Below are 26171 nucleotides of genomic sequence, written 5' to 3'. Positions count from 1 at the left end.
CCGCTTTACTATCACTTGTGATACGGTTCCCCTCGATTAATCCGAAACGCCCTATACACTTGCTCAAGCAATACTAATCGCATTAATTGGTGTGGTAACGTCATCTTTGAAAAAGAAAGAGATTCATTTGAACGCTTCATTACTTCTGAACTTAGTCCAAGTGATCCGCCAATTACAAAGGCAACTTTACTCTTCCCATATGTAGCAAGACGATCTAAGCTTACTGCAAATTCTTCTGATGATTTTTGCTTTCCTTCTATCGCTAACGCAATGACATGCGTATCATCAGAAATTTTATCTAGTATACGTATACCTTCTTTTTCTTTTACAATTAACATTTCTGCTTCACTTAAATTTTCTGGTGCCTTTTCATCTGGCAATTCAATTACTTCTACTTTTGCGTATGCAGATAATCGTTTTAAGTATTCTGCTATACCTTGTTTTAAATATTTTTCTTTTAATTTCCCAATTGAAATAATCGAGATATTCACACGTATTCCCCACCTTACAAACATGTTATCCACATAACTTATCCACATATCCACAATTGTTACCCACATATTGTGGGAGAATCTGCGTTCGATACAACATATGTCGCCTCATTTTGACAAAATTCACATGTTTTTTTCTCTTTTTCTGAGTTATCCACATTGTTAATAACTGGCGCGACTTCGCACTCATCCACAATAATATCTAAAGCTAATTCAACATGTTCTAAACAACAAGGTAAGTTCATATTCTTCACCTCACTTTTCTACAATAGAAAACAGGAGGTAGGCCCTCCTGTTTTTAATACTTTTGAATGCCTAGTTTAACCGTTGTTGTTGCTCGTTTTGTACCACGATAAAACGTAAGAGTCATTTTATCATTAATTTTTTTATCATATAAGGCCGTACGGAATCCGATAATATCGCGAACTGGTTTCCCATCTACTGCTACAATCACATCGTATTCTCGCAAACCAGCATCTGTACCTGGCGAAGGGCTTTTCACATCTAAAATGCAAACTCCCTCTGTTACATTGCCTGGTAAATGCAATGTTTTTGACCAATGGTAGTTTGGAATTTCATTTAATGATCTCAGTTCAATTCCAACATACGGTCTTCTTACTTTTCCGTACTTCTCTAATTCATTCATAATTGGAACAGCTCTAGTAACAGGAATAGCTAGCCCAATTCCTTCTACTTCTTTTGCCGCAATTTTCATTGAGTTAATACCAATTAATTGACCTGCTGCGTTTACAAGCGCACCACCACTATTACCCGGATTAATTGCTGCGTCTGTTTGCAATACTTCTACTTGCCAATCATAATGTCCATCTTGATCTAAATCTACAGGGACAATACGCTCATTAGCCGAGATAATACCTTGTGTGACAGTTCCAGAAAATTGTAGCCCGAGCGGGTTTCCAATCGCAATGACTGGTTCTCCTCTACGAACAGTATTAGAATCGCCAATCTCAATTACTTTTTTCACATACTTTGCATCTATTTCTAGTACAGCCAAATCTGTGACTACATCAGTTCCTAATACTTTTCCTGGAACTTTCTTACCGTCACTTAAACTTACTTCAATACGATTTGCCCCAGCAACAACATGATTATTCGTTACAATGTAAGCTTGGCCATCTGTCTTTTTATAAATTACACCCGATCCTGTACCAGCTTCTGAATCTACCTCTGAAAAATTATCTCGCTGAATATTAATAACGCCAACAACAGCTTCAGATGCACGATCAACAGCATCGACAAAGCTAATCTGTTTAATTCCTTGCGCTTGGGCCATATTACTTCCACTTGCTTCTGCTTGTGGAAACGCGCCTGCATCATTTGAAAACAAAGGAGCTCCAAATGCAAATAACGAAGCTCCTACAATTGTTCCAGCTATACTAGAAATAACAATACCTTTATGCTTCTTTTTTCTTGCACGTTTCATACGATAATTTTCTTCATCAATAAAGGACATATTTGTTCACCTATCTTCCTGAAAACAACTATATTCACCTTTATTGTTTACTAAAATGAAGAATTATACGTATTGAATTTTTGTCGGCATTTTTGGATCTGTATCGTGAATTTCAAAGGCTTCTCCCACTCCAAATCCCTTTTCCTCTAATACTTGTGATACTGACATACGTGCTAGTTCTTTCATGTTATTATCTAAGCTTAAATGGGCTAAATAAATATGCTTTGTCTCATCTGTAATTACATCCGCCATCGCTAATGCAGCATCTTCATTACAAACGTGCCCCACATCGCTTAAAATACGTCGCTTAATACTCCATGGATAGCGTCCCATACGAAGCATTTCCACGTCATGATTGCTTTCAAACACGAAAGCATTAGCCCCCTTAATAACACCTTTCATACGGTCACTCACGTATCCTGTATCTGTAATAAGAGCCAACTTTCTATTATTGTTATGAAAAGCATAGAACATTGGCTCTGCCGCATCATGTGAAACTCCAAATGACTCGACCTCAATATCACCGAATGTTTTTACATCCCCAACTGAGAAAATAAACTTTTGCTCAGTTGGGATATTCCCTATTAAGTGTTCCATTGCATTCCATGTTTTCTCATTTGCATAAACAGGTAAATCATATTTACGTGCCAATACACCTAAGCCTTTAATATGGTCACTATGTTCATGTGTTACAAGAATACCCGATACATCATTTATATTTAATTCTGCCTGTTTAAATAAAGCCTCTGTTGCTTTACCACTTAAACCTGCATCGACAAGTAACTTCTTTTCATCTGTTCCTACATATAGCATATTCCCTGTACTTCCACTTGCAAGTACGCTAAAATGCAAACCCATTCTTTCTCACTCCAGTATGTTCATCAACCACTTGATTTTCCTTTTCCCCTAATTCCATAACTTGTCCTTCAATTGCATTTACAAAGAAGTCCTGCTTCTGCTCCGTCTTTAAGTTCCACGTTGGAGCAAGTACTTGGTTATTAGAAGTAGATGCGGTAAGGTTGGCATAACCAATTTGCGCTTCTTTTACATGTGTATTCCCATGAATTTTATTTTTTAAATACAGATTTTCTAAAGCCGTTTGGGCAGTAATAATTTCTTGCTGTTTCGTTTTTTCACTTTCGCCCATTTCTTTTAAATCTGTTAACATCGTCTGCGTGTACGACACAAGTTCATTTTTTTCATTTAATTCCACAACAATCATTGCCTGATCGTTATAGAAAATAGGCTTATCTTTATATTTTTGGAAAAAGTAAATTTTAGAGTCTTTCATCGCTCCAAACTCATACTTTTGTCCATCTAATACATAGTTCTTCAAAAAATCATTATACTTATCTTTGGATAAAGATTTTGTATTTAAAAAGGGCTCTTTTAGCTTACTTTCTATCTTGTACATATTTTGTATATGCGCCGTTTGATTTTTTAAAGACTGTATGTCTTCTTCTTTAAATGCCTTGTTTTCAGCCCTAATAAATGACTCTTTTTTCGGTTCTTTAGGGAAATTACCCATAGTAATTTTGTTTGCTTTTAATTCTTGATCTATCTTCGTTTCTGCAATAAGCTCCAATTGATTACTATCTTGCTTTTGAATGAATTGAAAAATGAGAAAGAGGTCCAAAACAAAAAAGGTCACAATAAATATGGTTTTAATCCGATCCCAATCCATTTAGTCCCCCCTCATTCCACTCATATATTTTTTGTTTGCCAGCTTCATCTTCAACAAACTTTACATACCAAATTGGCTGTAGTCGCGCTACTTGCCCATCTAGTGATAATTTGTATCCAATCCCAATGTCTTTAATAGATCTTTTATCTACCGCGGCATTATTTTCTAAGGATGCTATTACAACATGACCTGACGGAAGAGTAACCTTCTGCTCTATACCTTTCGTATTTAAAGAAAGCAACGGTCTTTCATATTCCATTACTTCTTCTGATCCCCATACTTGTCTCAATTCAGCTAATCCATCAGTATTGAATACGGGATATCCATCTTCCTGTAAGCGGAATACTGTCTGTCCTTTATTCATATAGTCCAAACGATATGAATCCAAACTCCCACTGTGACCATTTACAAAATCAAAACTTTTTTGTAAAAGCATTAAATTATCTGGCTTTTTCTCACTTAAAACAGAAGAATTTTTATACTTTAGCATATGCTGATCATTTTCAATCTCCATAGACCTAATACCATCTGTAAATATTTCTTTCGATCCCTCGATAATAGGGCTTAAATAACGTGGGTCACTAAAAAGAGCATTCTTAAATGTATCAACCGCCAAATTAGATGAAATATATGTTATATTACTTAATTCTGTCGTTCCATCTGGTAAAAATAGCTTTTTCATATCATTAATTTGATAGTCAAAATAAGGTTTCGCTGATACTATAAATTGATTTTGTGCATTTACAACATCTTTTAAATACACACCACTTAATTTTGCTTCATATATTCTATAGTTATCACCATCGGAAACAAAATTAATTTTAATTTCTTGATCCCTACTTCTAGAAGGGTCAAGAATAATTCGATTAAAGTGTTTAGGCTTATCTATACTTTTTTCTTTCATACTAAACATAGATTTAACTGCATCAAATGGGATGTTGGTAGGGAAAATAAGTTCAATTTTCCCTTCACCATGCACATAAGAAAGAAAGTCAGCCTTAGCAATCGATATCTCTTTGAACTCATTTAATTCCCCTGCTTCCAAAGTTCTATAGATTGATTCTATATCTCCCTCTCTTTTGCTCCCGTAATGATTTTTATCTTTATGCACAATGATAGAAGTAGGGCGGACAACATCAGCGATTTTCGTTTGAGTATTTCCCTCATTCCCCTGTACAAATTTTGCGTTTTGCATAGATGTGGAATCTGGCACATACGTCCATAAGTTAAAAGTAAGAAATAGACTAATTACAACTAAATTAATTAAAACTATCGTTTTAACATTCTCCATACTCATTCCCATTCGTCCTCTTCATCTGCTGCCATAGGCAATGTGAAATAAATCGTTGTCCCTTTTCCTTCCTCACTCTTTGCCCAAATCGAGCCACCATGTGCCTCAATCATTTCTTTCGCAATTGCTAATCCAAGTCCTGTACCGCCCATTTGTCTTGAACGTGCTTTATCTACGCGATAAAAACGTTCAAAGATTTTATCGACGTTTTCTTTCGGAATACCCATTCCTTGATCACTTACACTAATCTCCAATAATTCTCCGCGATCACGTAAACGATATGTTACTGTTCCACCTTCTGGCGAATACTTTAATGCATTCGAAATAATGTTATACAATACTTGCGTAATTTTGTCCGTATCCATATCAATAAATCGAGATTTTTTAGAGAAGGATCGTTTGAAGCTTACGTTTTGCTCTTTAGACATTTCAAAACGATCAATAATGTTATTAAAGAAGTCAGTAAAGTCGACCCATTCTTTCATTAAACGATGTTCTGTACTATTGAGTTTAGATAGTTGCAATAACGCATTTACAAGTCTAATCATTCTTTCTGTTTCTTCTTGTGTAACTGTTAAAAATTGTGGTGCAATATTTGGATCTTGCCACGCACCGTCTGTAAGTGCCTCTAAGTAACTGCGCATTGTCGTTAATGGCGTTCTTAATTCATGAGAGACGTTTGCTACAAACTCGCGGCGTTCTCTTTCTATACGCTCCTGCTCAGTCACATCATATAATACGGCAATTAAACCATTTGCTTTCCCTGTCTCTTTTTGAATAACAGAGAAACTAGCGCGTAAAATATATGGCTCATTTCTCGTACTAAAATCTAATAAAACAGAATCCGGCTCTTCGTATAAATGATCGAGCGTAAATTCTTCTTGTATTCCCAATACTTCTAAAACAGATTGATCAAGCGCCGTTTCACGCGAAACATTTAGCATCTTTTCCGCAGGATCATTTAATAAAATAATGTCCCCTTTTCGGTCAGTAGCAATTACTCCATCTGTCATATGTGATAATACGGATGACAATTTACGTCTTTCACTTTCTGTTGAAGAACGAGCTTGTTGTAATTTTTTTGATAAATTATTGAAAGATAATGCTAATTGTCCAATTTCATCATGGCTATGCACTTTTACTTTTCTTGAATAGTTTCCTTTTGCCATTTCAATCGCTTGTCTTCGCATATCAGAAATTGGCCTCGTAATCGTTTGAGCTAACAAAATTCCAAGTACAGCTGTTACGAGTAATGCAATAACTGTTCCGGTCGCAAAGATTTGATTAATATCCTTCATCTGCTTATAAACATCTTCCATAGATGCAACAACGTAAATGACACCAAGGGCATCTTTGTTGTTATCATCCATAATAGGAGTAATCATAACTTGTACACGGTGACCTGTACGACTATCCTTCTCAATTTTCACTTCTGATTTTTTTTGTACCAATACCCGCTGAACAGCTATATTAGTTGATGTTCTATTTACCTTGTTTTGCTTTGACTCATCTGAAATAGCGAGCAGCTTTCTATTCGCATCAAATACACTTACCTCTTGAATATCTTTCTTTCGATCAGAGGCAAATTTTCGAATGGAAGTTTTAATCGTTTCATCTGTTGACTCTGTCTCTGCTTTTGTATAACTTTTTTTAAACTCTTGTTTCAAGTTATACGATAATAAGTTCGTTTGTTGCGTTAAAGAATCTCTAAAGCCTTGTACAAGACTCTTTTCTAACTCTCTTACGAAATATACTCCAATAACTTGCATAGCTATCAATATTAATAGCATATATATGAGTACAAATTTTAAATGAATAGATTGAAAAAAACCGACTTTCTTCATATACTATTCCTGCTCTGGGTCACGCAAGTAATACCCTACTCCACGTCTAGTGACAATTAATGTAGGATGACTTGGATTATCTTCAATTTTTTCACGTAGACGACGTACTGTTACATCCACTGTACGTACATCTCCAAAATAGTCATAACCCCAAACTGTTTGCAATAAATGTTCACGTGTCATAACTTGACCTAAATGTTTTGCTAAATAATGTAATAGCTCAAATTCACGGTGTGTAAGCTCAATATTTTCCTCACGTTTCGTTACACTATACGCATTTGGATTGATAACAATTGGTCCAATAACCATTTCCGTATTTTCTTCTTTTTCTGCAGCACCACCTTGTTGATGGCGACGTAAATTCGCCTTCACGCGAGCAAGTAATTCTCTCGTACTAAATGGCTTCGTTACATAATCATCTGCCCCAAGCTCCAGACCTAATACTTTATCGATTTCAGAGTCTTTCGCTGTAAGCATAATAATTGGCATTTCTGAGCCTTTACGTATTTCACGGCAAACCTCTAAGCCATCCTTACCTGGTAGCATAATATCTAATAAAACCATATCTGGCTGTTCTTCAGTCGCTTTTTCAATCGCTTCATCACCATCATGCGCCATTACAATTTCAAAACCCTCTTTTTCTAGGTTGAACTTCAAAATATCTGCAATCGGCTTTTCATCATCAACTACTAAAATTTTCTTGCCCATCATCGTTTATTTCCTCCTTATAAAGTGAAGCTTTAATCAGCCCTCACCAATTGGGCTTTCACGGGCAGCCCTCCCTCCACCTAACTTCTTTGCTTTCGCTGAATTTTAAAGTGGAGGCCTTACTGCCCATTAAATAGCGGGGTACAAATATGGTCAATATCCCTAAACACATTGATGTCTACATAGTATGTCCCTATATGACCGCATCTTTTGCTTAAGTACTTTCTCCTCTATTCTCACAGACTCATGTATGATCCACTTTTACACGGAATCCTATACAATCTATAGAAAAACCTCTAGCTTCAACTGCTAGAGGCTCCTTATTCTATTTTAAAATAACTACTCAATTTTGTAAAATTACACAAATAAAAAGGATATTAAGTGGGCCCACTTAATATCCTGAGAGTGGCTCGGGACGGAATCGAACCGCCGACACGAGGATTTTCAGTCCTCTGCTCTACCGACTGAGCTACCGAGCCAAAACTATATATAAAACCACTAATGGTGGTATAAACAAAAGTGGCGGTCCCGACCGGGGTCGAACCGGCGATCTCCTGCGTGACAGGCAGGCATGTTAACCACTACACCACGGGACCAAAAATGAACATAAAAAAACATGACCCGTACGGGATTCGAACCCGTGTTACCGCCGTGAAAGGGCGGTGTCTTAACCACTTGACCAACGGGCCACGAAAAATAAAATGGTGAGCCATGAAGGACTCGAACCTTCGACCCTCTGATTAAAAGTCAGATGCTCTACCAACTGAGCTAATGGCTCATACTCACCAACGTCATATTTTCGTGACGACAAGATGTATCATAACATGTTTTATTTATTTTTTGCAATACCTTTTTTATTTTTTATAAAAAACAAGAAAAAACTCATGCGGACATGAGTTTTTTCTTAAAAATATCAATTAAGCTTCGTATACGTTACGAACGATATTCGTTTGATTACGATCTGGTCCAACTGAGAACATAGATAATTGAATTCCTGTTAACTCAGAAACACGTTCTACGTATTTTCTTGCATTCTCAGGAAGTTCGTCTAATGATCTTACACCAGTAATATCTTCTGTCCAACCTGGAAGCTCTTCGTATACAGGCTCACATTTCGCTAAAATGTTTAAGTTTGCTGGAACTTCATCGATAACTTCGCCATTGTATTTGTAAGCAACACAAATTTTAAGAGTTGGAATACCAGTTAGAACGTCGATAGAGTTTAATGATAAATCTGTTAAACCACTAACACGACGCGCATGTCTTACAACAACGCTATCAAACCAACCTACGCGGCGTGGACGACCAGTTGTCGTTCCATACTCACGACCAACTTCACGAATTTGATGACCAATTTCGTCATGAAGCTCAGTAGGGAACGGACCATCACCTACGCGGCTTGTATATGCTTTACATACACCTACGACGCGAGTAACTTTTGCAGGGCCAACTCCAGTTCCAACTGTTACACCACCAGCAATTGGGTTAGAAGATGTAACGAACGGATACGTACCGTGGTCGATATCAAGCATAACACCTTGTGCACCTTCAAATAATACACGGTGATTATTATCTAATGCATCATTTAATACAACAGACGTATCACACACATATTGCGCGATTTGTTGTCCGTACTCGAAGTACTCTTCGAAGATTTCTTCTACACTGAAACCTTCTGTATCGTACATTTTTTCAAACAAACGATTTTTTTGTGCTAAATTGCGCTCAAGCTTCTCTTTAAATGCTTCACGGTCTAAAAGATCAGCCATACGAATACCGATACGAGCAGCTTTGTCCATGTATGCAGGACCGATACCTTTTTTCGTTGTACCGATTTTGTTATCACCTTTACTTGCTTCTTCTAACTCATCTTGTTTTAAGTGATAAGGCAAAATAACGTGCGCACGGTTACTTACGCGTAAATTATCAGTACTTACACCACGATCGTGTAAGTATTTTAACTCTTCAAGTAATGCTTTCGGATCTACTACTAAGCCGTTTCCGATTACACAAATTTTCTCTTTATAGAAAATACCAGATGGAATTAAGTGTAATTTATATTTAACTCCGCCAAAAACAATTGTATGTCCTGCGTTATTTCCACCTTGATATCTTGCAACTACTTCCGCATGCTCAGAAAGAAAATCAGTGATTTTACCTTTTCCTTCGTCGCCCCATTGTGTTCCTACAACTACTACTGAAGACATTATTAAAGCACCTCCGCAATTTTCAAACGATCTATTCAAACAATATAATTGTACCAAAACCGAAAAAGAAGTCAACCAAAAAGCGAACATTTTTTTATCAAAAAACTTTTTCGTTCGTAAGAATTATATTTTCACACTATGAAAGCCTTATCTTTTCTATAAAAAAAAAGAAACACATCTTATTATAAGAAATGCGTTTCTTTTTTATACTATCGTTATGCCGGCGGCGCATGTCCATCTTCGAAACGACGTTCTAAGTTAACGAACTTATTGAACTCTTTAACGAATGCGAGCTCGACTGAGCCTACTGGACCATTACGCTGCTTTGCAATAATAATTTCAATCGTATTTTTATTTTCCGTTTCTCGGTCATAGTAATCTTCACGATATAGGAAAGCTACGATATCGGCATCCTGCTCGATACTTCCCGATTCACGAATATCAGACATCATCGGACGTTTATCTTGACGAGATTCTACACCACGAGATAACTGTGACAAGGCAATAACAGGAACTTGTAATTCACGCGCAATCCCTTTTAGTGTACGAGAAATCTCAGATACTTCCTGCTGACGGTTCTCTCCTGGTTTCCCACTTCCCTGAATAAGCTGTAAGTAGTCAATCAAGATCATACCAAGACCCTGTTCTTGTTTTAATCTACGACATTTTGCTCGAATCTCATTTACTTTAATCCCCGGCGTATCATCAATATAAATACCAGCATTAGAAAGGCTACCCATTGCCATCGTTAATTTCGCCCAATCATCAGAAGTTAACGATCCGGTACGAAGTCTTTGTGCATCAATATTCCCTTCTGCACAAAGCATACGCATAACAAGCTGATCAGCACCCATCTCTAGACTAAAAATCGCTACATTTTCATCCGTTTTCGTCGCTACGTTTTGTGCGATATTTAATGAAAATGCCGTTTTACCTACCGAAGGACGTGCCGCCACGATGATTAAATCATTTCGCTGGAACCCTGCCGTCATCTTATCTAATTCAGTAAATCCAGTTGGTATCCCGGTCACTTCACCTTTTTGATTATGCAAAAGTTCGATTTTATCGTAAGCTTCTACAAGAACGTCTTTAATATTTTGGAATGCTTTCGCATTCGTCTGATGAGATACTTCTAATATTTTTTTCTCAGCCTCATTTAAAAGACCATCCACATCATCTTCTCTCTCATATCCATCAGACACAATATGAGTCGCCGTTCGAATTAAACGACGTAACAGTGCTTTTTCAGCGATGATTCTTGCATAATACTCTACGTTAGCAGCAGTCGGAACAACTTCTGCTAATTCTGCTAAGTAAGAAACCCCACCAACTTCTTCTAGTAATCCTTGATCAGCCATTGCTGACGTCATCATTACTAAGTCAATTGGCTCCCCCTTATCAGATAAACCAAGCATGACTTCAAAAATCTTTTGATGTTTCGTTCGATAAAATGAGTCAGGTACTAATAGTTCCGATGCTGATGTTAACGCATCCTGATCAATCAATATAGCACCTAAGACTGCCTGCTCAGCTTCTATATTATGCGGAGGGGTACGATCAGCCATTACATCACTCATACGCAATCCTCCTTGCTTAACTTAGTTTTATTGTTCACTAACATGAACTTTTACTGTTGCTGTTACTTGCGGATGCAATTTCACAGTAACGTTTGTATAGCCTAATGCACGAATTGCATCATCCATTTCAAATTTACGCTTATCAAGTTTAATATTGTGAGATTTTTGCATTGCATCTACGATTTGTTTACTTGTGATTGAACCGAATAGACGGCCGCCTTCTCCAGATTTAGCCTTTAATTCTACAGTTAATTTCTCTAACGTTTCTTTTAATTGTTTTGCATTTTCAAGCTCTGCTGCTGCATCTTTTTCTTCTTTGCGCTTTTGAGCTTCTAAAGTTTTCATACTGCTATTCGTCGCTTCAGCAGCTAATCCTTGTTTTAGTAAGAAGTTATTTGCATAACCATCTGGTACGTTTTTTACTTCTCCTTTTTTCCCTTTACCTTTTACGTCTTTTAGAAAAATTACTTTCATGATTGTGTGCCTCCCTGTAAATAGTCATCAATAACAAATCGAAGCTTCTCCTCAGCTTCATCTACTGTAACATTTTTCATTTGTGTGGCTGCATTCGTTAAATGCCCGCCACCACCTAAGTTTTCCATAATTAGCTGCACATTCACTTCACCTAAAGACCTGCCGCTAATTCCAATGAAATTCTCGCCACGTTTTGCAATAACAAATGATGCAATAATTCCTGTCATTGTTAATAATGTGTCCGCTGATTGCGCAATAAGCACTTGATCGTAGTAATCATCGCTATCAACTTTTGCAATCGCAATTCCATTTTTATAAATGTACGCATTTTTAATAGCTTTTGCAACCCGTAAATACTGATCCATATCTTCTTTTAAAAGCTCTTGTACAAGTACAGTATCTGCACCATGTGAGCGTAAATAAGAAGCAGCATCAAACGTACGAGCACCTGTCCGGAATGTAAAGCTTTTCGTATCAACAATAATACCTGCTAATAATGCTGTTGCTTCTAAAATTGTCATTTTTAAATTTTTCGGTTGGTATTCAAGTAATTCCGTAACAAGTTCCGCCGTGGAAGAAGCGTATGGCTCCATGTAAACAAGCAATGGATCTTCAATAAAATCTTCTCCTCGGCGATGATGGTCAATAACAACTACATTTTCAATTTTGCGTAACAGCTTTTCTTCCATCACCATTGAAGGCTTATGCGTATCAACAACAACAAGTAATGAATCATCATTTGCAAATTCCATCGCTTGTTCTGGTGTAATAAAGTGAGACCATAACTCTTCATTTTGTTTCACTTTATCCATTAAACGCTTAATTCCCTTATCAGAATCATTTTCATCGAGCACAATATATCCTTTGCGCTCATTTAATTGCGCTACCTTTAAAATACCAATCGCAGCACCAATTGCGTCCATATCAGGAGCCCTATGCCCCATTATAATGACATTGCTACTTTCTAATACTAAATCCTTTAATGCATGCGAAATCACTCTGGCACGTACACGAGTACGTTTTTCCACCGGATTTGTCTTACCACCATAAAACTTAACTTTACCTGTCGCTTGTTTAATAGCTACTTGATCTCCACCACGCCCAAGCGCAAGGTCTAGACCTGATTGAGCCATCGCCCCAAGCTCGGATAAAGGTAAATCACCTGATCCAACACCTACACTTAATGTAAGTGGTATATTTCTTTTGGATGTTTCTTCACGTACTTGGTCTAAAATACTAAATTTCCCTTTCTCCATCTGCGCTAAAATACTTTCATTTAGTACAACGAAGAATCTTTCCGAAGATGCACGTTTTAAATATGCCCCATACTTAACGGCCCATTCATTTAGACGGGATGTCACAAGACTTGTTATATTCGTACGTAATTGATCATCTAATCCTTGTGTAACTTCATCATAATTATCTAAATAAATGACAGCTAAAACAGTACGTTGATCCTCGTACATCTTTTCAATCTCTGTTTGTTCTGTTACATCAAAGAAATAAATTAACTTTTCTTCTTTCCTTACAAAGACACGAAACTTTCGATTATTTAAAGAGACTATATCATCGGATGTTTCTCCCTTAATAAAAAGAAGTAACGTTTCTGATACATCATAAAGGTGCCATCCAGCTAATGCATGCTGCCCCAGACATGAAGATAAATAAGGATTTGCCCAATCAATCCCATAATCCTTATTGTATAACAAAATACCAATCGGCATCTGGTTAAATGCCTCATTACTCACTTTCTTTACCCTTGTAATCATATCTGTCGTATGTTTTTCAAAATTCTTTTGGAAAGTAAGTTCAAATCGTACAACAACAAAAAGAACGATACAAAAAATAAAGAAGGAGACTATCCCCATTAGTAAATGAAAATAACAGAGGATCGAAATGAGCACAAACACAAAAAATGCCAATACGTAAACAGGATATAAAAACCACTGTTTCTTATAAAATTCAGGCATGTATACAACTCCTATAAAGTAAAACTAACTTATCTTCCAGTTAGTAATACAGATTAAAATAGTATAAGGAATATTATTTTATCCTCCTATTTTAGAACGCAATGAAATCCCTAAATCAATTATACCTAAGATTGTCACAAGAGGAAACAGCATCGGGATAAACATGCAGGCGATAAAACTAATAATAGGAACCCCTTTCGTAAAACCTTTGCTATGCGCTAAAAAAGTGATAAACGTCAGGCCTTGCAGCACTAGTAATAAAGCAAATATGACATATAGGTTAGAAAATACCATATGTAAATATGATGTCGGTTCTACTTTTATAAAAGTTGATAGCAAAATAAATATAACGTAATACCAAACAATACTCTTTGGTAATTGTATATCTTTGAACTTAGGCCAAGGTATAACATCATGCTTTAGCTTTCTTAAAGTACTACCTGATATTATTATGGTAATCCAAGAAAGACATACAGAAACCATCACAAGTATACTCGGGAATACCGCTTGTAATATATCATTCATTTGTACAAATAACTCTTTTTGCTCTTTACTAATCGGCATACCAGCAACACTTGCTATCTTTTCACTTTGCACTATGCTTTTATTAAACATATTTTGTATTTGCTTTATAAAATCTATGTTAAAAAACTTTATACTGGCAACATAAATGAGCATAATACTGATTAAGTATGCAAGTGAACCGGTTATTAAAATCTCCAATGGCTTTCTTTGTTTTTTATACATGCACCCTAAAACAATACCCATCAACCCAAATACGACCGTCTTTACTAGACCTATCGGCTGACTTACAAAAACAGCAATTAAAAATGCAGCCGTAAAAATTACAAATACATTCGATAATTTATATCTTATCGTTAACAATATAAATGGCAACGGCAACGCAAACGTTACAACTGTACCTAAAATCGGAACATACATAGATATAAACAATAACATTACATATATAGCCAACAACGCGGCTCCTTCAGTAATAAATCTCACTTGCTTCACATTTTAACCTCTCTTTCAAAAAAGAAAAGCATAGCAAAATGCACAGTAGAGTCCGACTCTACTGTGCATTTCATACGCTATTATTCACCAACATATGGTAAAAGTGCCATTTGACGAGCACGTTTAATTGCAACTGTAAGTTTGCGTTGGTATTTTGCGCTTGTTCCTGTTACACGACGAGGTAAAATTTTACCACGCTCAGAAACGAAACGTTTTAATAAATCAACATCTTTATAATCGATGCGAGTGATGCCGTTAGCTGTGAAGAAACACACCTTACGACGTTTCGCACGTCCACCTTTGCGTCCTGCCATGTCTATTTCCCTCCATTCTTTGTTAAAACTAACAAATTTACTGTATTAGAACGGTAAATCGTCGTCGGAAATGTCGATCGGTTGACCTACATTTGAAAATGGATCGTCATTCTTCGTAAATCCAGAGTTACCTTGGTTACCTTGGTTGCCTGAATTCCTAGATTGACCAAATGGGTTAGAGCTTTGGTTACCGAAACCAGCTCCTGATGGTTGCTGATTAAATGAACCACGTTGCTCCCCACCGCCATTACGCGGCTCTAAAAATTGTACGCTTTCCGCAAGAACTTCTGTTACGTATACACGTTTACCATCTTGTCCCTCGTAATTACGAGTTTGAAGACGTCCATCTACGCCTGCTAAGCTACCTTTTTTCAAATAATTTGCTACGTTTTCTGCTTGTTTACGCCATATTACACAATTAATAAAGTCAGCTTCACGCTCACCTTGTTGATTCGCAAATGCGCGATTCACAGCTAACGTAAAAGTAGCTACTGCAACACCATTGGGCGTGTAACGTAAGTCAGGGTCCTTAGTTAAACGACCAACGAGGATAACACGATTCATCAATCGAACCACTCTCCCTTATATATCAATTATTTTTCTTCTTCTTTAACAACGATATGACGAAGGATATCTTCGTTGATCTTAGCTAAACGATCGAATTCGTTAATCGCTTCTGCGTTAGCATTCACGTTTAAGATCATGTAGAAACCTTCACGTAAGTCGTTGATTTCGTAAGCTAAACGACGCTTACCCCACTCTTTCGTGTTAATGATTTCTGCACCATTGTTTGTTAAAACACCTGCAAAACGTTCAACTAAAGCTTTTTGAGCTTCTTCTTCAACGCCAGGACGAATGATGTACATAATTTCGTACTTTCTCATTACACTTTCACCTCCTTTTGGTCTAAACGGCCCGTAATGGGCAAGGAGCAATTAATTTATAGTAATTACTCACGAGTTTAGATTATATCATAGTAAGTTAGATGAATCAACTCACCCATACATAAAAAACTTGGCAAACACATAATATATTTGCCAAGTTCATATCTTTATTTTTTCCTAGGAAATATTAAATTAAACGTTGAAACGGAAATGCATAACGTCTCCGTCTTTTACGATATACTCTTTTCCTTCTAAACGAACTTTACCAGCTTCTTTTGCAGCTGTCATAGAACCGTTTGTCATTAAGTCTTCGTAAGAAACTGTTTCTGCACGAATAAATCCACGCTCAAAGTCTGTATGAATTACGCCGGCACATTGTGGTGCTTTCATACCTTGTTTGAACGTCCATGCACGTACTTCTTGCACACCTGCTGTGAAGTAAGTAGCAAGTCCTAATAAATCATATGCAGCACGAATTAATTGATCTAAACCAGATTCCTCAATGCCCAGTTCTTCAAGGAAGACTTTTTTCTCTTCCTCGTCTAGCTCAGCAATTTCTGATTCGATTTTTGCACATACAACGATTACTTGAGAATTTTCATTTGCAGCAAATTCTTTTACCATTTGTACGTATTTGTTTTCAGAAGGATCGATAACATCGTCCTCGCTTACGTTTGCTACGTATAACATTTCTTTCGTTGTCAGTAAATGAAGACCTTTAACAATCTTCATTTGCTCTTCTGTAAATTCAACAGTACGAGCTGGTTTACCCTCTTCAAAAGCTTCTTTTAAACGTACTAAAATTTCATGCTCATATACTGCTTCTTTATCCTTTTGTCTTGCTAATTTCGCAACACGTTCGATACGTTTATCAACAGATTCTAAGTCTGCTAAGATTAGCTCTAAGTTGATTGTTTCAATATCATCAATTGGGTCTACTTTACCTGAAACATGCGTAATATTTTCGTCTTCAAAACAACGAACAACTTGGCAAATTGCATCTACTTGGCGAATGTGAGATAAGAATTTATTTCCTAAACCTTCACCTTTACTCGCACCTTTTACGATACCTGCAATATCAGTAAACTCAAATACAGTCGGAACAGTTTTTTTCGGTTCTACTAATTCCGTTAATTTATTTAAACGCTCATCTGGTACTTCTACAATTCCTACGTTTGGATCAATTGTACAGAATGGATAGTTTGCAGATTCTGCTCCTGCTTGTGTAATTGCATTAAATAAAGTGGACTTTCCTACGTTAGGTAATCCAACAATCCCAGCCGTTAATCCCATATTTTTCACTCCTATGTCTCAATCTTTCATCATTATAGATAGTAACGAAAAAAATGACAAGTTTCCTCCAAACGAAAAAAAGTAACAGCTACCCACTGTAACTGTTACTTTCTCTCTATTCTTCGTGCTTCACAAGTATTTTTTTCACCTTACGATCAAACTCTCTTCGAGGAATCATTACTGAATGGTCACATCCCTCGCACTTAATGCGGATATCCATTCCCATACGAATAATCTTCCAACGATTCTCCCCACATGGGTGGGCTTTCTTCATTTCCACAACATCGTACAAGTTATACTGCTTTTGCTCCATTCTCCAAACCCCTCTCCATATTAAATTGCTTTTCCACTCACTAACTCTTCACGATTATATAAAACCATACGTGGATATGGAATTTCAATACCATGTAAATCTAGACGATTTTTAATTTCTTTACGAAGTGCCCTTGCAATAACTGCATGTTGCATCGGCTCTACTTCTGCAATAACACGTAATATAACTTCTGATGCAGCTAATGTTTGCACGCCTAATAACTGAGGCGTTGTTACCATTTGCTCATATTGTGCAGGTAATTCTTCTAATAATTCTTCAATGACTTGCTCTGCTTTTGCTATATCAGCCTCATACGAAATAGATACGTCAACAAATGCTACACTATTACTAACTGAATAGTTGGTAACCTGAACAATACTTCCGTTTGGTAAAGTATGAATTTCACCTGTCCAACTTTTCACTTTCGTTGTACGAAGTCCAATTTCTAAAACGACACCTTCAAACTGACCAATTTTCACATAGTCACCAACTGAAAATTGATCTTCTAACAAGATAAATAACCCTGTAATAACATCTTTCACTAAACTTTGAGCACCAAATCCGACTGCTAAACCAATTACCCCAGCACCGGCTAATAAACCTGATGCATTAATATTAAACACACCTAAAATCGCAATTAACATAATGAACATAACAACGTATGCCACAATATTTTCAAGTAACTTCGCTACTGTAACTGTACGACGTTCTGAAATTTGAATTGGAGAACGACTTCCCATACGAAACGCATTTCGTACAACCGCTCTTGCAATTCGCACTACAATTGCACCAATTGTTAAAATGATACATATTTTTAATGTCGCAATTCCAATATGAGCCCAACGATCAGCATCTAGTAAATACTGTTTCGTAGCATTAAACCACTTCGTTAATACATCCATGTACCTCTACCTCTCCAGCCAAAATTTCTTTTTAGTTATCCTTCTTATTGTATCAGAAGTCTCCTAATTGCTGAAAAAATTTTATGACTTTAATTCCATTTGTTAACCTCCATGCAGGTATAAAATGGAACGAATATATATATACTAGTACTATTATTTCCGTTCTCACTTAAATTTTACAGCAAGTACGCACTTATAGTTTTCCATTTTACTCACCATATAACATATTTTGAAAATTTATTAAAAGGATGGGTGCTTCATGAATATTGGAAGTTTTCGCTTACCTTTTTTCGAAAAAGAAACTCAAAATGTTATGCACCAAGATTTAGAAGCCTCCGAGACAATTAGTAACTTCTTACTTTCCCATATCCCTATTAAAACTCATATACCAATCATTCTCGTTTGTATCGGAACAGATCGTTCCACAGGAGATGCACTCGGTCCGTTAGTCGGTACGAAACTAGAACAAGTAGGAATTACAAACTTCCAAGTTTTCGGCACACTAGATGAACCAGTACATGCGCTAAATTTAGAAGAAAAAATTCAGAATATACAGAAAGATAATCCTACTTCATTTATCATTGCGGTTGATGCTTGTTTAGGAAAATCTCAAAGTATCGGTTCCATCACTACCGGAATGGGGCCTAGTAAACCCGGAGCTGCGATGAACAAGAAATTACCAGCAGTTGGTGATTTACATATTCATGGCATCGTAAATCTAAATGGTTTTATGGAGTTTTTCGTTCTGCAAAATACAAGATTAAGTTTAGTTATGAAAATGGCTGATGTAATTGCACAAAGCATAAAAGAAACAGACCAAAAATTATCTGTATTAAAAAAAGCAAACCATCTATAAATAATAAGATGGTTTGCTTTTTAGTTTTGCTGCGCTAATAATTCTAAAATGCGATTTAAATCTTCTTTATTGAAAAATTCAATTTCGATTTTACCTTTTTCCTTTTTTGTTTCTTTAATTTTTACCTCTGTGCCAAACTTTTCTCTTAAGAACGTTTCGCGTTCTACGAAAAATATGTTTCTCTCTTTTTTTACTTGTTTTGTTTCACGTGAAACGCGTTGATTAATCTCCTGAACAATTTTCTCTAATTGACGAACATTTAATCCTTCTTTTTCAATTCGTTTCAGTAAAGATTTCAACTGCTCTTCATCTTTTATCGTAAGTAAAGTTCTCCCATGAGCCATTGAAAGTTGACCGTTTGCAATCATATCTTGCACAAAAGAAGGGAGGCTTAATAATCGCGTATAGTTTGCAATGTAAGGTCTACTCTTACCAAGACGTTTTGCTAATTGTTCTTGCGTCACATTTAGCTCATTCATTAACATTTGATATGCCATTGCTTCTTCCATTGGATTTAAATCTTCTCGTTGTAAGTTTTCAAGCAATGCAAACTCCATCATTTGCTGCTCATTTAATTGTCTTACAACGGCAGGTACTTTTTCGAGTCCCGCTTCTTTAGCAGCACGATATCTTCTTTCACCTGCAACAATTTCATATCCTTTAATACTCTTTCTAGCAATTAATGGTTGTAATATGCCGTGCTCTTTAATAGAGGCCGATAATTCCTGAATCGCCTCTTTATTAAAGTGTTTACGTGGTTGATATGGATTCGGTCTTAATTCAGTTATCGTAATCTCCTGAATTGTCTCTTCTTCTTTCACATCTAAATCAGGAAAAAACACATTGATTCCTCTTCCTAATCCTTTAGCCACCTGCAATCACTTCCTCTGCTAAATCTATATATACTTCTGCCCCTCTTGATTTAGCGTCATACTGCATAATTGGTTTCCCATGACTTGGTGCTTCACTCAAACGAACATTACGAGGGATAATCGAACGGTATACTTTATCTCTAAAGTATTTTTTCACTTCATCTATAACCTGAATCCCTAAATTTGTACGGGCATCTAACATTGTTAGCAATACGCCTTGAATTGCTAGATTTTTATTTAAGTGCTTTTGCACAAGTCGAACTGTATTTAATAGCTGACTTAACCCTTCTAGTGCGTAATATTCGCATTGAACAGGAATAATAACAGAATCTGCTGCAGTTAATGCATTAATCGTTAATAACCCTAAGGACGGGGGACAGTCGATAATAATATAATCATATTCATCACGAACTGGCTGTAATGCCCTTTGCAAACGTACTTCCCGGGAAATAGTCGGTACCAATTCAATTTCAGCACCTGCTAATTGAATTGTAGCGGGTAGAACATCTAAGTTTTCAGTTGCGGTTTTCTGTATAACCCCTTGAACATCTGCATCTTCCACAAGAACATTGTAAATACATTGATCTAATTCGGATTTTTCAATTCCCACACCCGTCGTTGCATTTCCTTGAGCATCAATATCTACAAGAAGGACCTTTTTACCTACTTGTGCCAATCCAGCCCCTAAATTAACAGATGTTGTTGTTTTTCCAACGCCACCCTTTTGATTGGCTATAGCAATGATTTTTCCCATGATGTCACCTACTTTCAACCTTTCTATCTTATTCTAGTAACAATTACGTTTATTGTAACATGAAATAAAAGTTTTTCTTTTACGTCCTTATTAAACTTCAAAATTTATTTGTAAACTCCTTCTTCATCTAACAAGAAAATATAGTAAAAGAGACCTATCCAATAGGATCAGGTCTCTAAAACACCATTATTATTTTTTCTTCGGAATTTGAATTGTAATTTGATAGTACTCGTCAAACTCTTCTTCCTCAGAATTAACATTTAAACCACTGTCAGCAACCATTTGTAATGACTGCCTAATTGTATTCATGGCAATTCTCGTATCTCGACTTACTGCTTTTTGCTTTGCCTTACGCTTCGGTTTTGCTTCCTCTAGTAATTTCGCAATTCGTTCCTCTGTTTGCTTTACATTCAGTTGTTTCTCCACAATTTCCTGTAAAACCTTCAGTTGTAATTCCTCATTCTTTAAAGGGATGAGCGCACGGGCATGGCGTTCTGTAATACTTTTTTCTAATAACGCATTTTTTATTTCTTCAGGCAACTTTAACAATCGCAACTTATTTGCGATTGTGGATTGTCCTTTTCCGAGTCTTTGTGCCAATGCTTCTTGCGTTAAATTATGTAACTCAATTAGCTTTTGATATGCCACAGCTTCCTCGATTGCTGTTAGTTCCTCACGTTGCAAGTTTTCAATTAAAGCCACAGAAGCTGTTTCTGTATCATTTAAGTTTTTTATAATTGCAGGAACCTTTTCCCACCCTAACTTTGTTGCTGCACGGAAACGCCTTTCTCCAGCAATAATCTCGTACTTCTCATCCTCATATTGCCTCACAACAATTGGCTGAATAAGTCCGTGTGTACGAATCGTTAATGCTAGTTCCTCAATACGCGCGTCATCAAAAACTGTTCGTGGTTGATAACGGTTAGGGGTAATATTTACTATCGGAATTTCTTGTATTTCTTCATATACCTTTTTATCTATTTCTTCATGGCTTTCGTCTTGTAATTCGAATTCGCTCTCTTTATCTCCAAAGCCAAATAAACGAGAAAACGTATTTTTCATACATATTCCACCACCTTTAGGCCTATTGACTATTCTCCATAAAATGTTTCCTATGAAACATTTACGTTTTCATTTATATAATTTAATCTTACGTCTAATAAGATTTATTTTTCAATAGGTAATTTATTGGGTGTTCCCGGTTTGCGTGGATATTTCTTTGGTGTCTTGCGCTTTTTCTCGATTAATAAAATATTACGTTCACTTTCTTCAAATGGTAATTGGAACGTAGACATTTCTTTTAAATCCCCGCCTAGCACCTCTAAAGCATACTTGCCATTTTCAATTTCTTCATTTGCTGCAGCACCTTTCATTGCAATGAATGTTCCCCCAACTTTTACAAGTGGTAAACACAGCTCACTTAATACTGAAAGACGTGCGACTGCACGTGCCATTACAATGTCGTACGCTTCACGTACACCTTCTTTTTTTCCAAATGTTTCAGCACGATCATGACAAAACGCGACGTCACTCAATTCCAACTTTTGTGCTAAATGATTTAAGAAATTAATACGTTTTTGCAATGAGTCTACAATCGTCACTTTTAAATGCGGGAAACAGATTTTTAAAGGAATACTTGGGAATCCAGCTCCTGCGCCAACATCACAAATTGAGAATGGTTTTGAAAAATCGTAATAAAAAGCAGCTGTAATGGAATCAAAAAAGTGTTTTAAATATACTTCCTCTTTTTCCGTAATAGCCGTTAAATTCATTTTTTCATTCCATTCTACTAATGTTTCGAAGTAGATTTCGAACTGCTCTAACTGTCTAGAAGAGAGGGTGATACCCTTCTCTTCTAGCATAGATTGAAATTGTTCTATGTTCATCTAACAATATCTCCTTACTATTTATTGGTTCGATACTCGCGCAATTTTTCCTTGTTCAATATACACAAGTAAAATGGAAATGTCTGCTGGATTTACGCCCGATATACGTGAAGCCTGCCCCACTGAAAGTGGACGAACATCTTTCAATTTCTGTCTAGCTTCTGATGCAAGGCTAGAAATCGCATCATAATCAATATCGACAGGAATTTTTTTACTTTCCATCTTCTTCATACGCTCTACTTGCTGTAAAGATTTTTCGATATATCCTTCGTACTTAATCTGAATTTCAACTTGTTCTGTAACTTCATCACTTAATTCTACTTCACTTGGTACTAAAAGATGGATATGCTCATATGTCATCTCTGGACGACGTAATAAGTCACTTGCACGTATTCCATCTTTCAATTCACTTCCACCAATATTGCGAATTAATTCTTGAACTTCAGGACGTGGTTTAATAATAATGCTACTTAAACGTTCCTTTTCCTGTTCAATTTGTAATTTTTTATTTGTAAATCGCTCATAGCGTTCTTCTTTAATTAATCCAATTTCATGACCAATTTCAGTTAAACGAAGATCTGCATTATCATGGCGTAATAATAGACGATACTCTGCACGAGACGTTAATAAACGATATGGTTCATTCGTCCCTTTCGTTACAAGATCATCAATTAAGACACCAATATAAGCATCCTCACGACCTAAAATAACTTCTTTTTTACCTAAAGAACGACATGCTGCATTAATTCCGGCCATAAGCCCTTGTCCTGCCGCCTCTTCGTAACCAGAAGTTCCGTTAATTTGTCCTGCTGTATATAAATTTTTAATTTTTTTTGTTTCAAGTGTTGGCCATAGTTGCGTTGGCACAATTGCATCATATTCAATTGCATAACCTGTACGCATCATTTCAACATTTTCTAGACCAGGGATTGTTCTAAGCATATCACGCTGTACGTCTTCTGGTAAGCTTGTGGATAAACCTTGTACGTACACTTCTTGTGTGTTACGTCCCTCTGGCTCTAAGAAAATTTGATGACGTGGTTTATCATTAAACCTTACTACTTTGTCTTCAATTGAAGGACAATATCTAGGACCTGTTCCCTTAATCATACCAGAATACATAGCTGAGCGATGTAGGTTTTCATCTATTAAACGATGTGTTTCCGTACTTGTATACGTTAACCAACATGGAATTTGATCCATAATAAACTTTGTCGTTTCAAAAGAGAAAGCGCGTGGCTTATCGTCACCTGGCTGAATTTCTGTTTTACTGTAATCAATCGTATTACTATTTACGCGCGGAGGTGTACCTGTTTTAAATCTAACAAGATCAAATCCAAGCTCCTCTAAATGTTCTGATAACGTAATAGATGGTTGTTGATTATTTGGACCACTCGAATATTTTAAATCTCCCATAATAATCTCACCACGTAAAAACGTACCAGTCGTAATTACGACTGTTTTTGCTGTATATTCAGCACCAGCTTGCGTAATTACCCCTTTACATTCGCCATCTTCAACGATTAAACGCTCTACCATTCCTTGGAACAACGTTAAGTTTGGTGTTTCTTCAATTGTTTTCTTTAATTCATGCTGGTAAGAGAACTTATCTGCTTGTGCTCGAAGTGCACGTACAGCTGGCCCTTTACCTGTATTTAACATACGCATTTGAATATGCGTTTTATCAATGTTGCGTCCCATTTCTCCGCCTAATGCATCAATTTCACGAACAACAATCCCTTTTGCTGGTCCACCAACAGAAGGGTTACATGGCATAAACGCTACCATATCTAAGTTAATTGTTAACATTAATGTTTTGGAGCCCATTCGTGCTGCCGCAAGACCAGCTTCACATCCTGCATGACCTGCACCGATTACTATGACATCGTATGAACCGGCATTGTATCCCATTGTTTATTCCTCCTAATAATCTCTATCTTTCTGAAACATCACTATATTATTTTCCTAAACAAAATTGAGCGAACAACTGGTCAATTAAGCTCTCATGAACGGTGTCACCAGTAATTTCACCAAGTATTTCCCACGTTCTTGTTAAATCAATCTGCACCATATCAATTGGAACACCATTTTCTATCGCCTCAATTGCATCTCCAATTGTTTTTCCTGCTTGTGTTAATAATCCAATATGTCTCGCATTAGAAACATATGTTACATCTGCAGAATCAATTGTTCCTTCAAAGAATAAATCAGCGATTGCCGTTTCAAGCTCATCTATTCCCTGTTCCTCAATTAACGACGTTGTAATAACACGATTCCCCGCTGCTAATTCTATAACACGTTCCATATCAATTGCTTGCGGTAAATCTGTCTTATTTACAATAACAATGAAATCTTTTCCTTGTACGGCACGGAATAGATCTTTATCCTCATTCGTTAAAGCTTCGCTATAATTAACTACAACTAACACTAAATCAGCTTGACTCATCATTTCTTTTGAACGCTCTACACCAATTCGTTCAACAACATCTTCTGTTTCACGAATTCCGGCCGTATCTATAAGTTTAAGTGGTACACCACGCACATTAACGTACTCTTCAATAACATCACGAGTTGTTCCTGCAATATCAGTTACAATTGCCTTTTTCTCCTGAACGAGACTATTTAATAGCGATGATTTCCCAACATTAGGTCTACCGATGATTGCAGTAGCAATACCTTCACGTAAAATCTTTCCTTGCTTTGATGTTTCTAATATTTTTGCAATTTCAGCACGAACATGTGTAGCTTTCTCAATTAAAATATTATGTGTCATTTCTTCCACATCATCATATTCCGGGTAATCTATGTTTACCTCAACATGAGCTAACGTTTCTAATATATCCTGACGCAGACGGCCGATTAATTTAGATAATCGTCCCTCCATTTGATTAATCGCTACGTTCATTGCACGATCTGTTTTTGCACGGATTAAGTCCATAACAGCTTCTGCTTGTGATAAATCAATACGGCCATTTAAAAAAGCACGTTTTGTAAATTCACCAGGCTCCGCTAATCTTACCCCTTGCGCTAAAATAAGCTGTAATACTTTGTTTACCGAAACAAGTCCACCATGACAGTTAATTTCTACTATATTTTCACGTGTAAAAGTCCTTGGTGCACGCATAATGGACACCATTACTTCTTCAATAACCTGATTTGTATCTAAATCAACAATATGACCATAATGAATTGTATGAGAAGGAACCTCTGTTAAATCCTTCCCTTTAAAAATACGATTAACTTTTTCAACCGCATCATCCCCACTTACTCGAACAATGGCAATTGCACCCTCTCCAAGCGCTGTGGAAATCGCGGCAATTGTATCAAATTCCATGTCCTTTCACCTCACTTGCTTATTTATCT

Annotated in this window: 26 protein-coding genes and 4 tRNA genes; 1 reads left to right on the top strand and 29 read right to left on the bottom strand. The window is 36.5% G+C overall.

Annotation, left to right across the window (positions count from 1 at the left end; translation table 11 throughout):
* Window positions 1–11: 11 nt before the first annotated feature.
* From rlmH to PDQ33_RS03285, 23 genes are all read right to left on the bottom strand, one after another.
* Window positions 12–491: a 23S rRNA (pseudouridine(1915)-N(3))-methyltransferase RlmH gene (gene rlmH / locus PDQ33_RS03395; RefSeq protein WP_001027003.1), complete on the bottom strand. Its 480-nt coding sequence runs from the start codon at window positions 489–491 to the stop codon at window positions 12–14.
* A gap of 59 nt (window positions 492–550) precedes the next feature.
* Window positions 551–736, bottom strand: a complete 186-nt coding sequence (locus PDQ33_RS03390) for a CxxH/CxxC protein (protein ID WP_270754769.1) — start codon at window positions 734–736, stop codon at window positions 551–553.
* A gap of 53 nt (window positions 737–789) precedes the next feature.
* The gene (locus PDQ33_RS03385) at window positions 790–1965 is read right to left on the bottom strand and encodes a S1C family serine protease (protein ID WP_270754771.1); all 1176 of its coding nucleotides are present in this window, start codon (window positions 1963–1965) and stop codon (window positions 790–792) included.
* A 63-nt stretch (window positions 1966–2028) separates the two neighbouring features.
* Entirely contained in the window at window positions 2029–2823 is a 795-nt protein-coding gene (locus PDQ33_RS03380) for an MBL fold metallo-hydrolase (RefSeq protein ID WP_000522836.1), read from the bottom strand.
* Window positions 2807–3649 (bottom strand): two-component system regulatory protein YycI, encoded by an 843-nt coding sequence (locus PDQ33_RS03375; protein WP_000383723.1) that lies wholly within the window; start codon window positions 3647–3649, stop codon window positions 2807–2809. Before PDQ33_RS03375 ends, PDQ33_RS03380 begins: the two co-directional genes overlap by 17 nt.
* Window positions 3630–4946 carry a YycH family regulatory protein gene (locus PDQ33_RS03370; protein WP_270392460.1) on the bottom strand — a complete coding sequence of 439 codons (1317 nt, stop codon included), beginning with the start codon at window positions 4944–4946 and terminating at the stop codon, window positions 3630–3632. Before PDQ33_RS03370 ends, PDQ33_RS03375 begins: the two co-directional genes overlap by 20 nt.
* Window positions 4943–6784: a cell wall metabolism sensor histidine kinase WalK gene (walK, locus tag PDQ33_RS03365; protein ID WP_270754775.1), complete on the bottom strand. Its 1842-nt coding sequence runs from the start codon at window positions 6782–6784 to the stop codon at window positions 4943–4945. The genes PDQ33_RS03370 and walK overlap by 4 nt, the downstream gene beginning before the upstream one ends.
* A 3-nt stretch (window positions 6785–6787) precedes the next feature.
* Window positions 6788–7495, bottom strand: coding sequence for a cell wall metabolism DNA-binding response regulator WalR (gene walR, locus PDQ33_RS03360; RefSeq protein ID WP_270754778.1), 708 nt, complete (start codon window positions 7493–7495; stop codon window positions 6788–6790).
* Window positions 7496–7898: 403 nt separating this feature from the next.
* Window positions 7899–7971: transfer RNA gene (locus PDQ33_RS03355), tRNA-Phe, on the bottom strand.
* Between the two features lie 41 nt (window positions 7972–8012).
* A tRNA-Asp gene (locus PDQ33_RS03350) sits at window positions 8013–8088 on the bottom strand.
* A 21-nt stretch (window positions 8089–8109) separates the two neighbouring features.
* Window positions 8110–8181: transfer RNA gene (locus tag PDQ33_RS03345), tRNA-Glu, on the bottom strand.
* A 13-nt stretch (window positions 8182–8194) separates the two neighbouring features.
* Window positions 8195–8270 (bottom strand) — tRNA-Lys (locus PDQ33_RS03340).
* Window positions 8271–8409: 139 nt separating this feature from the next.
* Window positions 8410–9699, bottom strand: a complete 1290-nt coding sequence (locus tag PDQ33_RS03335; protein ID WP_000100224.1) for an adenylosuccinate synthase — start codon at window positions 9697–9699, stop codon at window positions 8410–8412.
* 215 nt (window positions 9700–9914) lie between these two features.
* Window positions 9915–11276: a replicative DNA helicase gene (gene dnaB / locus PDQ33_RS03330; RefSeq protein ID WP_270392450.1), complete on the bottom strand. Its 1362-nt coding sequence runs from the start codon at window positions 11274–11276 to the stop codon at window positions 9915–9917.
* Between the two features lie 27 nt (window positions 11277–11303).
* Window positions 11304–11750: a 50S ribosomal protein L9 gene (gene rplI / locus PDQ33_RS03325; RefSeq protein ID WP_000864231.1), complete on the bottom strand. Its 447-nt coding sequence runs from the start codon at window positions 11748–11750 to the stop codon at window positions 11304–11306.
* Window positions 11747–13720, bottom strand: coding sequence for a DHH family phosphoesterase (locus PDQ33_RS03320; protein WP_270754782.1), 1974 nt, complete (start codon window positions 13718–13720; stop codon window positions 11747–11749). The genes rplI and PDQ33_RS03320 overlap by 4 nt, the downstream gene beginning before the upstream one ends.
* Window positions 13721–13798: 78 nt before the next feature.
* Window positions 13799–14734: a YybS family protein gene (locus tag PDQ33_RS03315; protein ID WP_270754785.1), complete on the bottom strand. Its 936-nt coding sequence runs from the start codon at window positions 14732–14734 to the stop codon at window positions 13799–13801.
* A gap of 80 nt (window positions 14735–14814) precedes the next feature.
* A complete protein-coding gene (gene rpsR, locus PDQ33_RS03310; RefSeq protein WP_000918873.1) occupies window positions 14815–15048 on the bottom strand; it encodes a 30S ribosomal protein S18 in 234 nt (77 codons plus the stop codon).
* A gap of 45 nt (window positions 15049–15093) precedes the next feature.
* Complete coding sequence (gene ssb / locus PDQ33_RS03305) at window positions 15094–15615, bottom strand: single-stranded DNA-binding protein (RefSeq protein WP_270754789.1); 522 nt, start codon at window positions 15613–15615, stop codon at window positions 15094–15096.
* 26 nt (window positions 15616–15641) lie between these two features.
* Window positions 15642–15932 carry a 30S ribosomal protein S6 gene (gene rpsF / locus PDQ33_RS03300; RefSeq protein ID WP_001233779.1) on the bottom strand — a complete coding sequence of 97 codons (291 nt, stop codon included), beginning with the start codon at window positions 15930–15932 and terminating at the stop codon, window positions 15642–15644.
* A 192-nt stretch (window positions 15933–16124) separates the two neighbouring features.
* Window positions 16125–17225, bottom strand: a complete 1101-nt coding sequence (gene ychF, locus PDQ33_RS03295; RefSeq protein ID WP_000524669.1) for a redox-regulated ATPase YchF — start codon at window positions 17223–17225, stop codon at window positions 16125–16127.
* A 115-nt stretch (window positions 17226–17340) separates the two neighbouring features.
* On the bottom strand, window positions 17341–17538 hold the full coding sequence (locus PDQ33_RS03290) for a DUF951 domain-containing protein (protein ID WP_000436051.1): 198 nt from the start codon (window positions 17536–17538) through the stop codon (window positions 17341–17343).
* A 20-nt stretch (window positions 17539–17558) separates the two neighbouring features.
* Window positions 17559–18440: a mechanosensitive ion channel family protein gene (locus tag PDQ33_RS03285; RefSeq protein WP_000382911.1), complete on the bottom strand. Its 882-nt coding sequence runs from the start codon at window positions 18438–18440 to the stop codon at window positions 17559–17561.
* A 259-nt stretch (window positions 18441–18699) separates the two neighbouring features.
* On the opposite strand from PDQ33_RS03285, the gene yyaC reads away from it, so the two are divergent.
* Window positions 18700–19296 (top strand): spore protease YyaC, encoded by a 597-nt coding sequence (gene yyaC / locus PDQ33_RS03280; protein ID WP_001020729.1) that lies wholly within the window; start codon window positions 18700–18702, stop codon window positions 19294–19296.
* Window positions 19297–19316: 20 nt separating this feature from the next.
* On the opposite strand, the gene spo0J is transcribed toward yyaC, so the two are convergent.
* The 6 genes from spo0J to mnmE all read right to left on the bottom strand — a co-directional run bounded on the left by spo0J (window position 19317) and on the right by mnmE (window position 26142).
* Window positions 19317–20168: a stage 0 sporulation protein Spo0J gene (spo0J, locus tag PDQ33_RS03275; RefSeq protein WP_001051838.1), complete on the bottom strand. Its 852-nt coding sequence runs from the start codon at window positions 20166–20168 to the stop codon at window positions 19317–19319.
* The gene (soj, locus tag PDQ33_RS03270) at window positions 20161–20922 is read right to left on the bottom strand and encodes a sporulation initiation inhibitor protein Soj (protein ID WP_000516114.1); all 762 of its coding nucleotides are present in this window, start codon (window positions 20920–20922) and stop codon (window positions 20161–20163) included. The genes spo0J and soj overlap by 8 nt, the downstream gene beginning before the upstream one ends.
* A gap of 189 nt (window positions 20923–21111) precedes the next feature.
* Window positions 21112–21984 carry a nucleoid occlusion protein gene (noc, locus tag PDQ33_RS03265; RefSeq protein ID WP_000799029.1) on the bottom strand — a complete coding sequence of 291 codons (873 nt, stop codon included), beginning with the start codon at window positions 21982–21984 and terminating at the stop codon, window positions 21112–21114.
* A gap of 104 nt (window positions 21985–22088) precedes the next feature.
* On the bottom strand, window positions 22089–22808 hold the full coding sequence (gene rsmG, locus PDQ33_RS03260; RefSeq protein WP_001019621.1) for a 16S rRNA (guanine(527)-N(7))-methyltransferase RsmG: 720 nt from the start codon (window positions 22806–22808) through the stop codon (window positions 22089–22091).
* A 21-nt stretch (window positions 22809–22829) separates the two neighbouring features.
* Window positions 22830–24719 (bottom strand): tRNA uridine-5-carboxymethylaminomethyl(34) synthesis enzyme MnmG, encoded by a 1890-nt coding sequence (gene mnmG, locus PDQ33_RS03255; RefSeq protein WP_000541033.1) that lies wholly within the window; start codon window positions 24717–24719, stop codon window positions 22830–22832.
* A 46-nt stretch (window positions 24720–24765) separates the two neighbouring features.
* Window positions 24766–26142, bottom strand: a complete 1377-nt coding sequence (mnmE, locus tag PDQ33_RS03250; protein ID WP_230673484.1) for a tRNA uridine-5-carboxymethylaminomethyl(34) synthesis GTPase MnmE — start codon at window positions 26140–26142, stop codon at window positions 24766–24768.
* Window positions 26143–26171 lie beyond the last annotated feature (29 nt).

The organism is Bacillus cereus group sp. Bc031, assembly GCF_027716265.1.
Taxonomy (GTDB): Bacteria; Bacillota; Bacilli; order Bacillales; family Bacillaceae_G; genus Bacillus_A; species Bacillus_A paranthracis.
This window is presented reverse-complemented; position numbering and strand designations above follow the sequence as displayed.

Bases quoted from the DNA above. Each gene is read 5' to 3' on its own strand.
- PDQ33_RS03390 (WP_270754769.1), bottom strand. From the start codon at position 736: ATGAACTTACCTTGTTGTTTAGAACATGTTGAATTAGCTTTAGATATT.
- PDQ33_RS03385 (WP_270754771.1), bottom strand. From the start codon at position 1,965: ATGTCCTTTATTGATGAAGAAAATTATCGTATGAAACGTGCAAGAAAA.
- PDQ33_RS03380 (WP_000522836.1), bottom strand. From the start codon at position 2,823: ATGGGTTTGCATTTTAGCGTACTTGCAAGTGGAAGTACAGGGAATATG.
- PDQ33_RS03375 (WP_000383723.1), bottom strand. From the start codon at position 3,649: ATGGATTGGGATCGGATTAAAACCATATTTATTGTGACCTTTTTTGTT.
- PDQ33_RS03370 (WP_270392460.1), bottom strand. From the start codon at position 4,946: ATGAGTATGGAGAATGTTAAAACGATAGTTTTAATTAATTTAGTTGTA.
- walK (WP_270754775.1), bottom strand. From the start codon at position 6,784: ATGAAGAAAGTCGGTTTTTTTCAATCTATTCATTTAAAATTTGTACTC.
- walR (WP_270754778.1), bottom strand. From the start codon at position 7,495: ATGATGGGCAAGAAAATTTTAGTAGTTGATGATGAAAAGCCGATTGCA.
- PDQ33_RS03335 (WP_000100224.1), bottom strand. From the start codon at position 9,699: ATGTCTTCAGTAGTAGTTGTAGGAACACAATGGGGCGACGAAGGAAAA.
- dnaB (WP_270392450.1), bottom strand. From the start codon at position 11,276: ATGAGTGATGTAATGGCTGATCGTACCCCTCCGCATAATATAGAAGCT.
- rplI (WP_000864231.1), bottom strand. From the start codon at position 11,750: ATGAAAGTAATTTTTCTAAAAGACGTAAAAGGTAAAGGGAAAAAAGGA.
- PDQ33_RS03320 (WP_270754782.1), bottom strand. From the start codon at position 13,720: ATGCCTGAATTTTATAAGAAACAGTGGTTTTTATATCCTGTTTACGTA.
- rpsR (WP_000918873.1), bottom strand. From the start codon at position 15,048: ATGGCAGGACGCAAAGGTGGACGTGCGAAACGTCGTAAGGTGTGTTTC.
- rpsF (WP_001233779.1), bottom strand. From the start codon at position 15,932: ATGAGAAAGTACGAAATTATGTACATCATTCGTCCTGGCGTTGAAGAA.
- ychF (WP_000524669.1), bottom strand. From the start codon at position 17,225: ATGGGATTAACGGCTGGGATTGTTGGATTACCTAACGTAGGAAAGTCC.
- PDQ33_RS03290 (WP_000436051.1), bottom strand. From the start codon at position 17,538: ATGGAGCAAAAGCAGTATAACTTGTACGATGTTGTGGAAATGAAGAAA.
- PDQ33_RS03285 (WP_000382911.1), bottom strand. From the start codon at position 18,440: ATGGATGTATTAACGAAGTGGTTTAATGCTACGAAACAGTATTTACTA.
- yyaC (WP_001020729.1), top strand. From the start codon at position 18,700: ATGAATATTGGAAGTTTTCGCTTACCTTTTTTCGAAAAAGAAACTCAA.
- soj (WP_000516114.1), bottom strand. From the start codon at position 20,922: ATGGGAAAAATCATTGCTATAGCCAATCAAAAGGGTGGCGTTGGAAAA.
- noc (WP_000799029.1), bottom strand. From the start codon at position 21,984: ATGAAAAATACGTTTTCTCGTTTATTTGGCTTTGGAGATAAAGAGAGC.
- rsmG (WP_001019621.1), bottom strand. From the start codon at position 22,808: ATGAACATAGAACAATTTCAATCTATGCTAGAAGAGAAGGGTATCACC.
- mnmG (WP_000541033.1), bottom strand. From the start codon at position 24,719: ATGGGATACAATGCCGGTTCATACGATGTCATAGTAATCGGTGCAGGT.
- mnmE (WP_230673484.1), bottom strand. From the start codon at position 26,142: ATGGAATTTGATACAATTGCCGCGATTTCCACAGCGCTTGGAGAGGGT.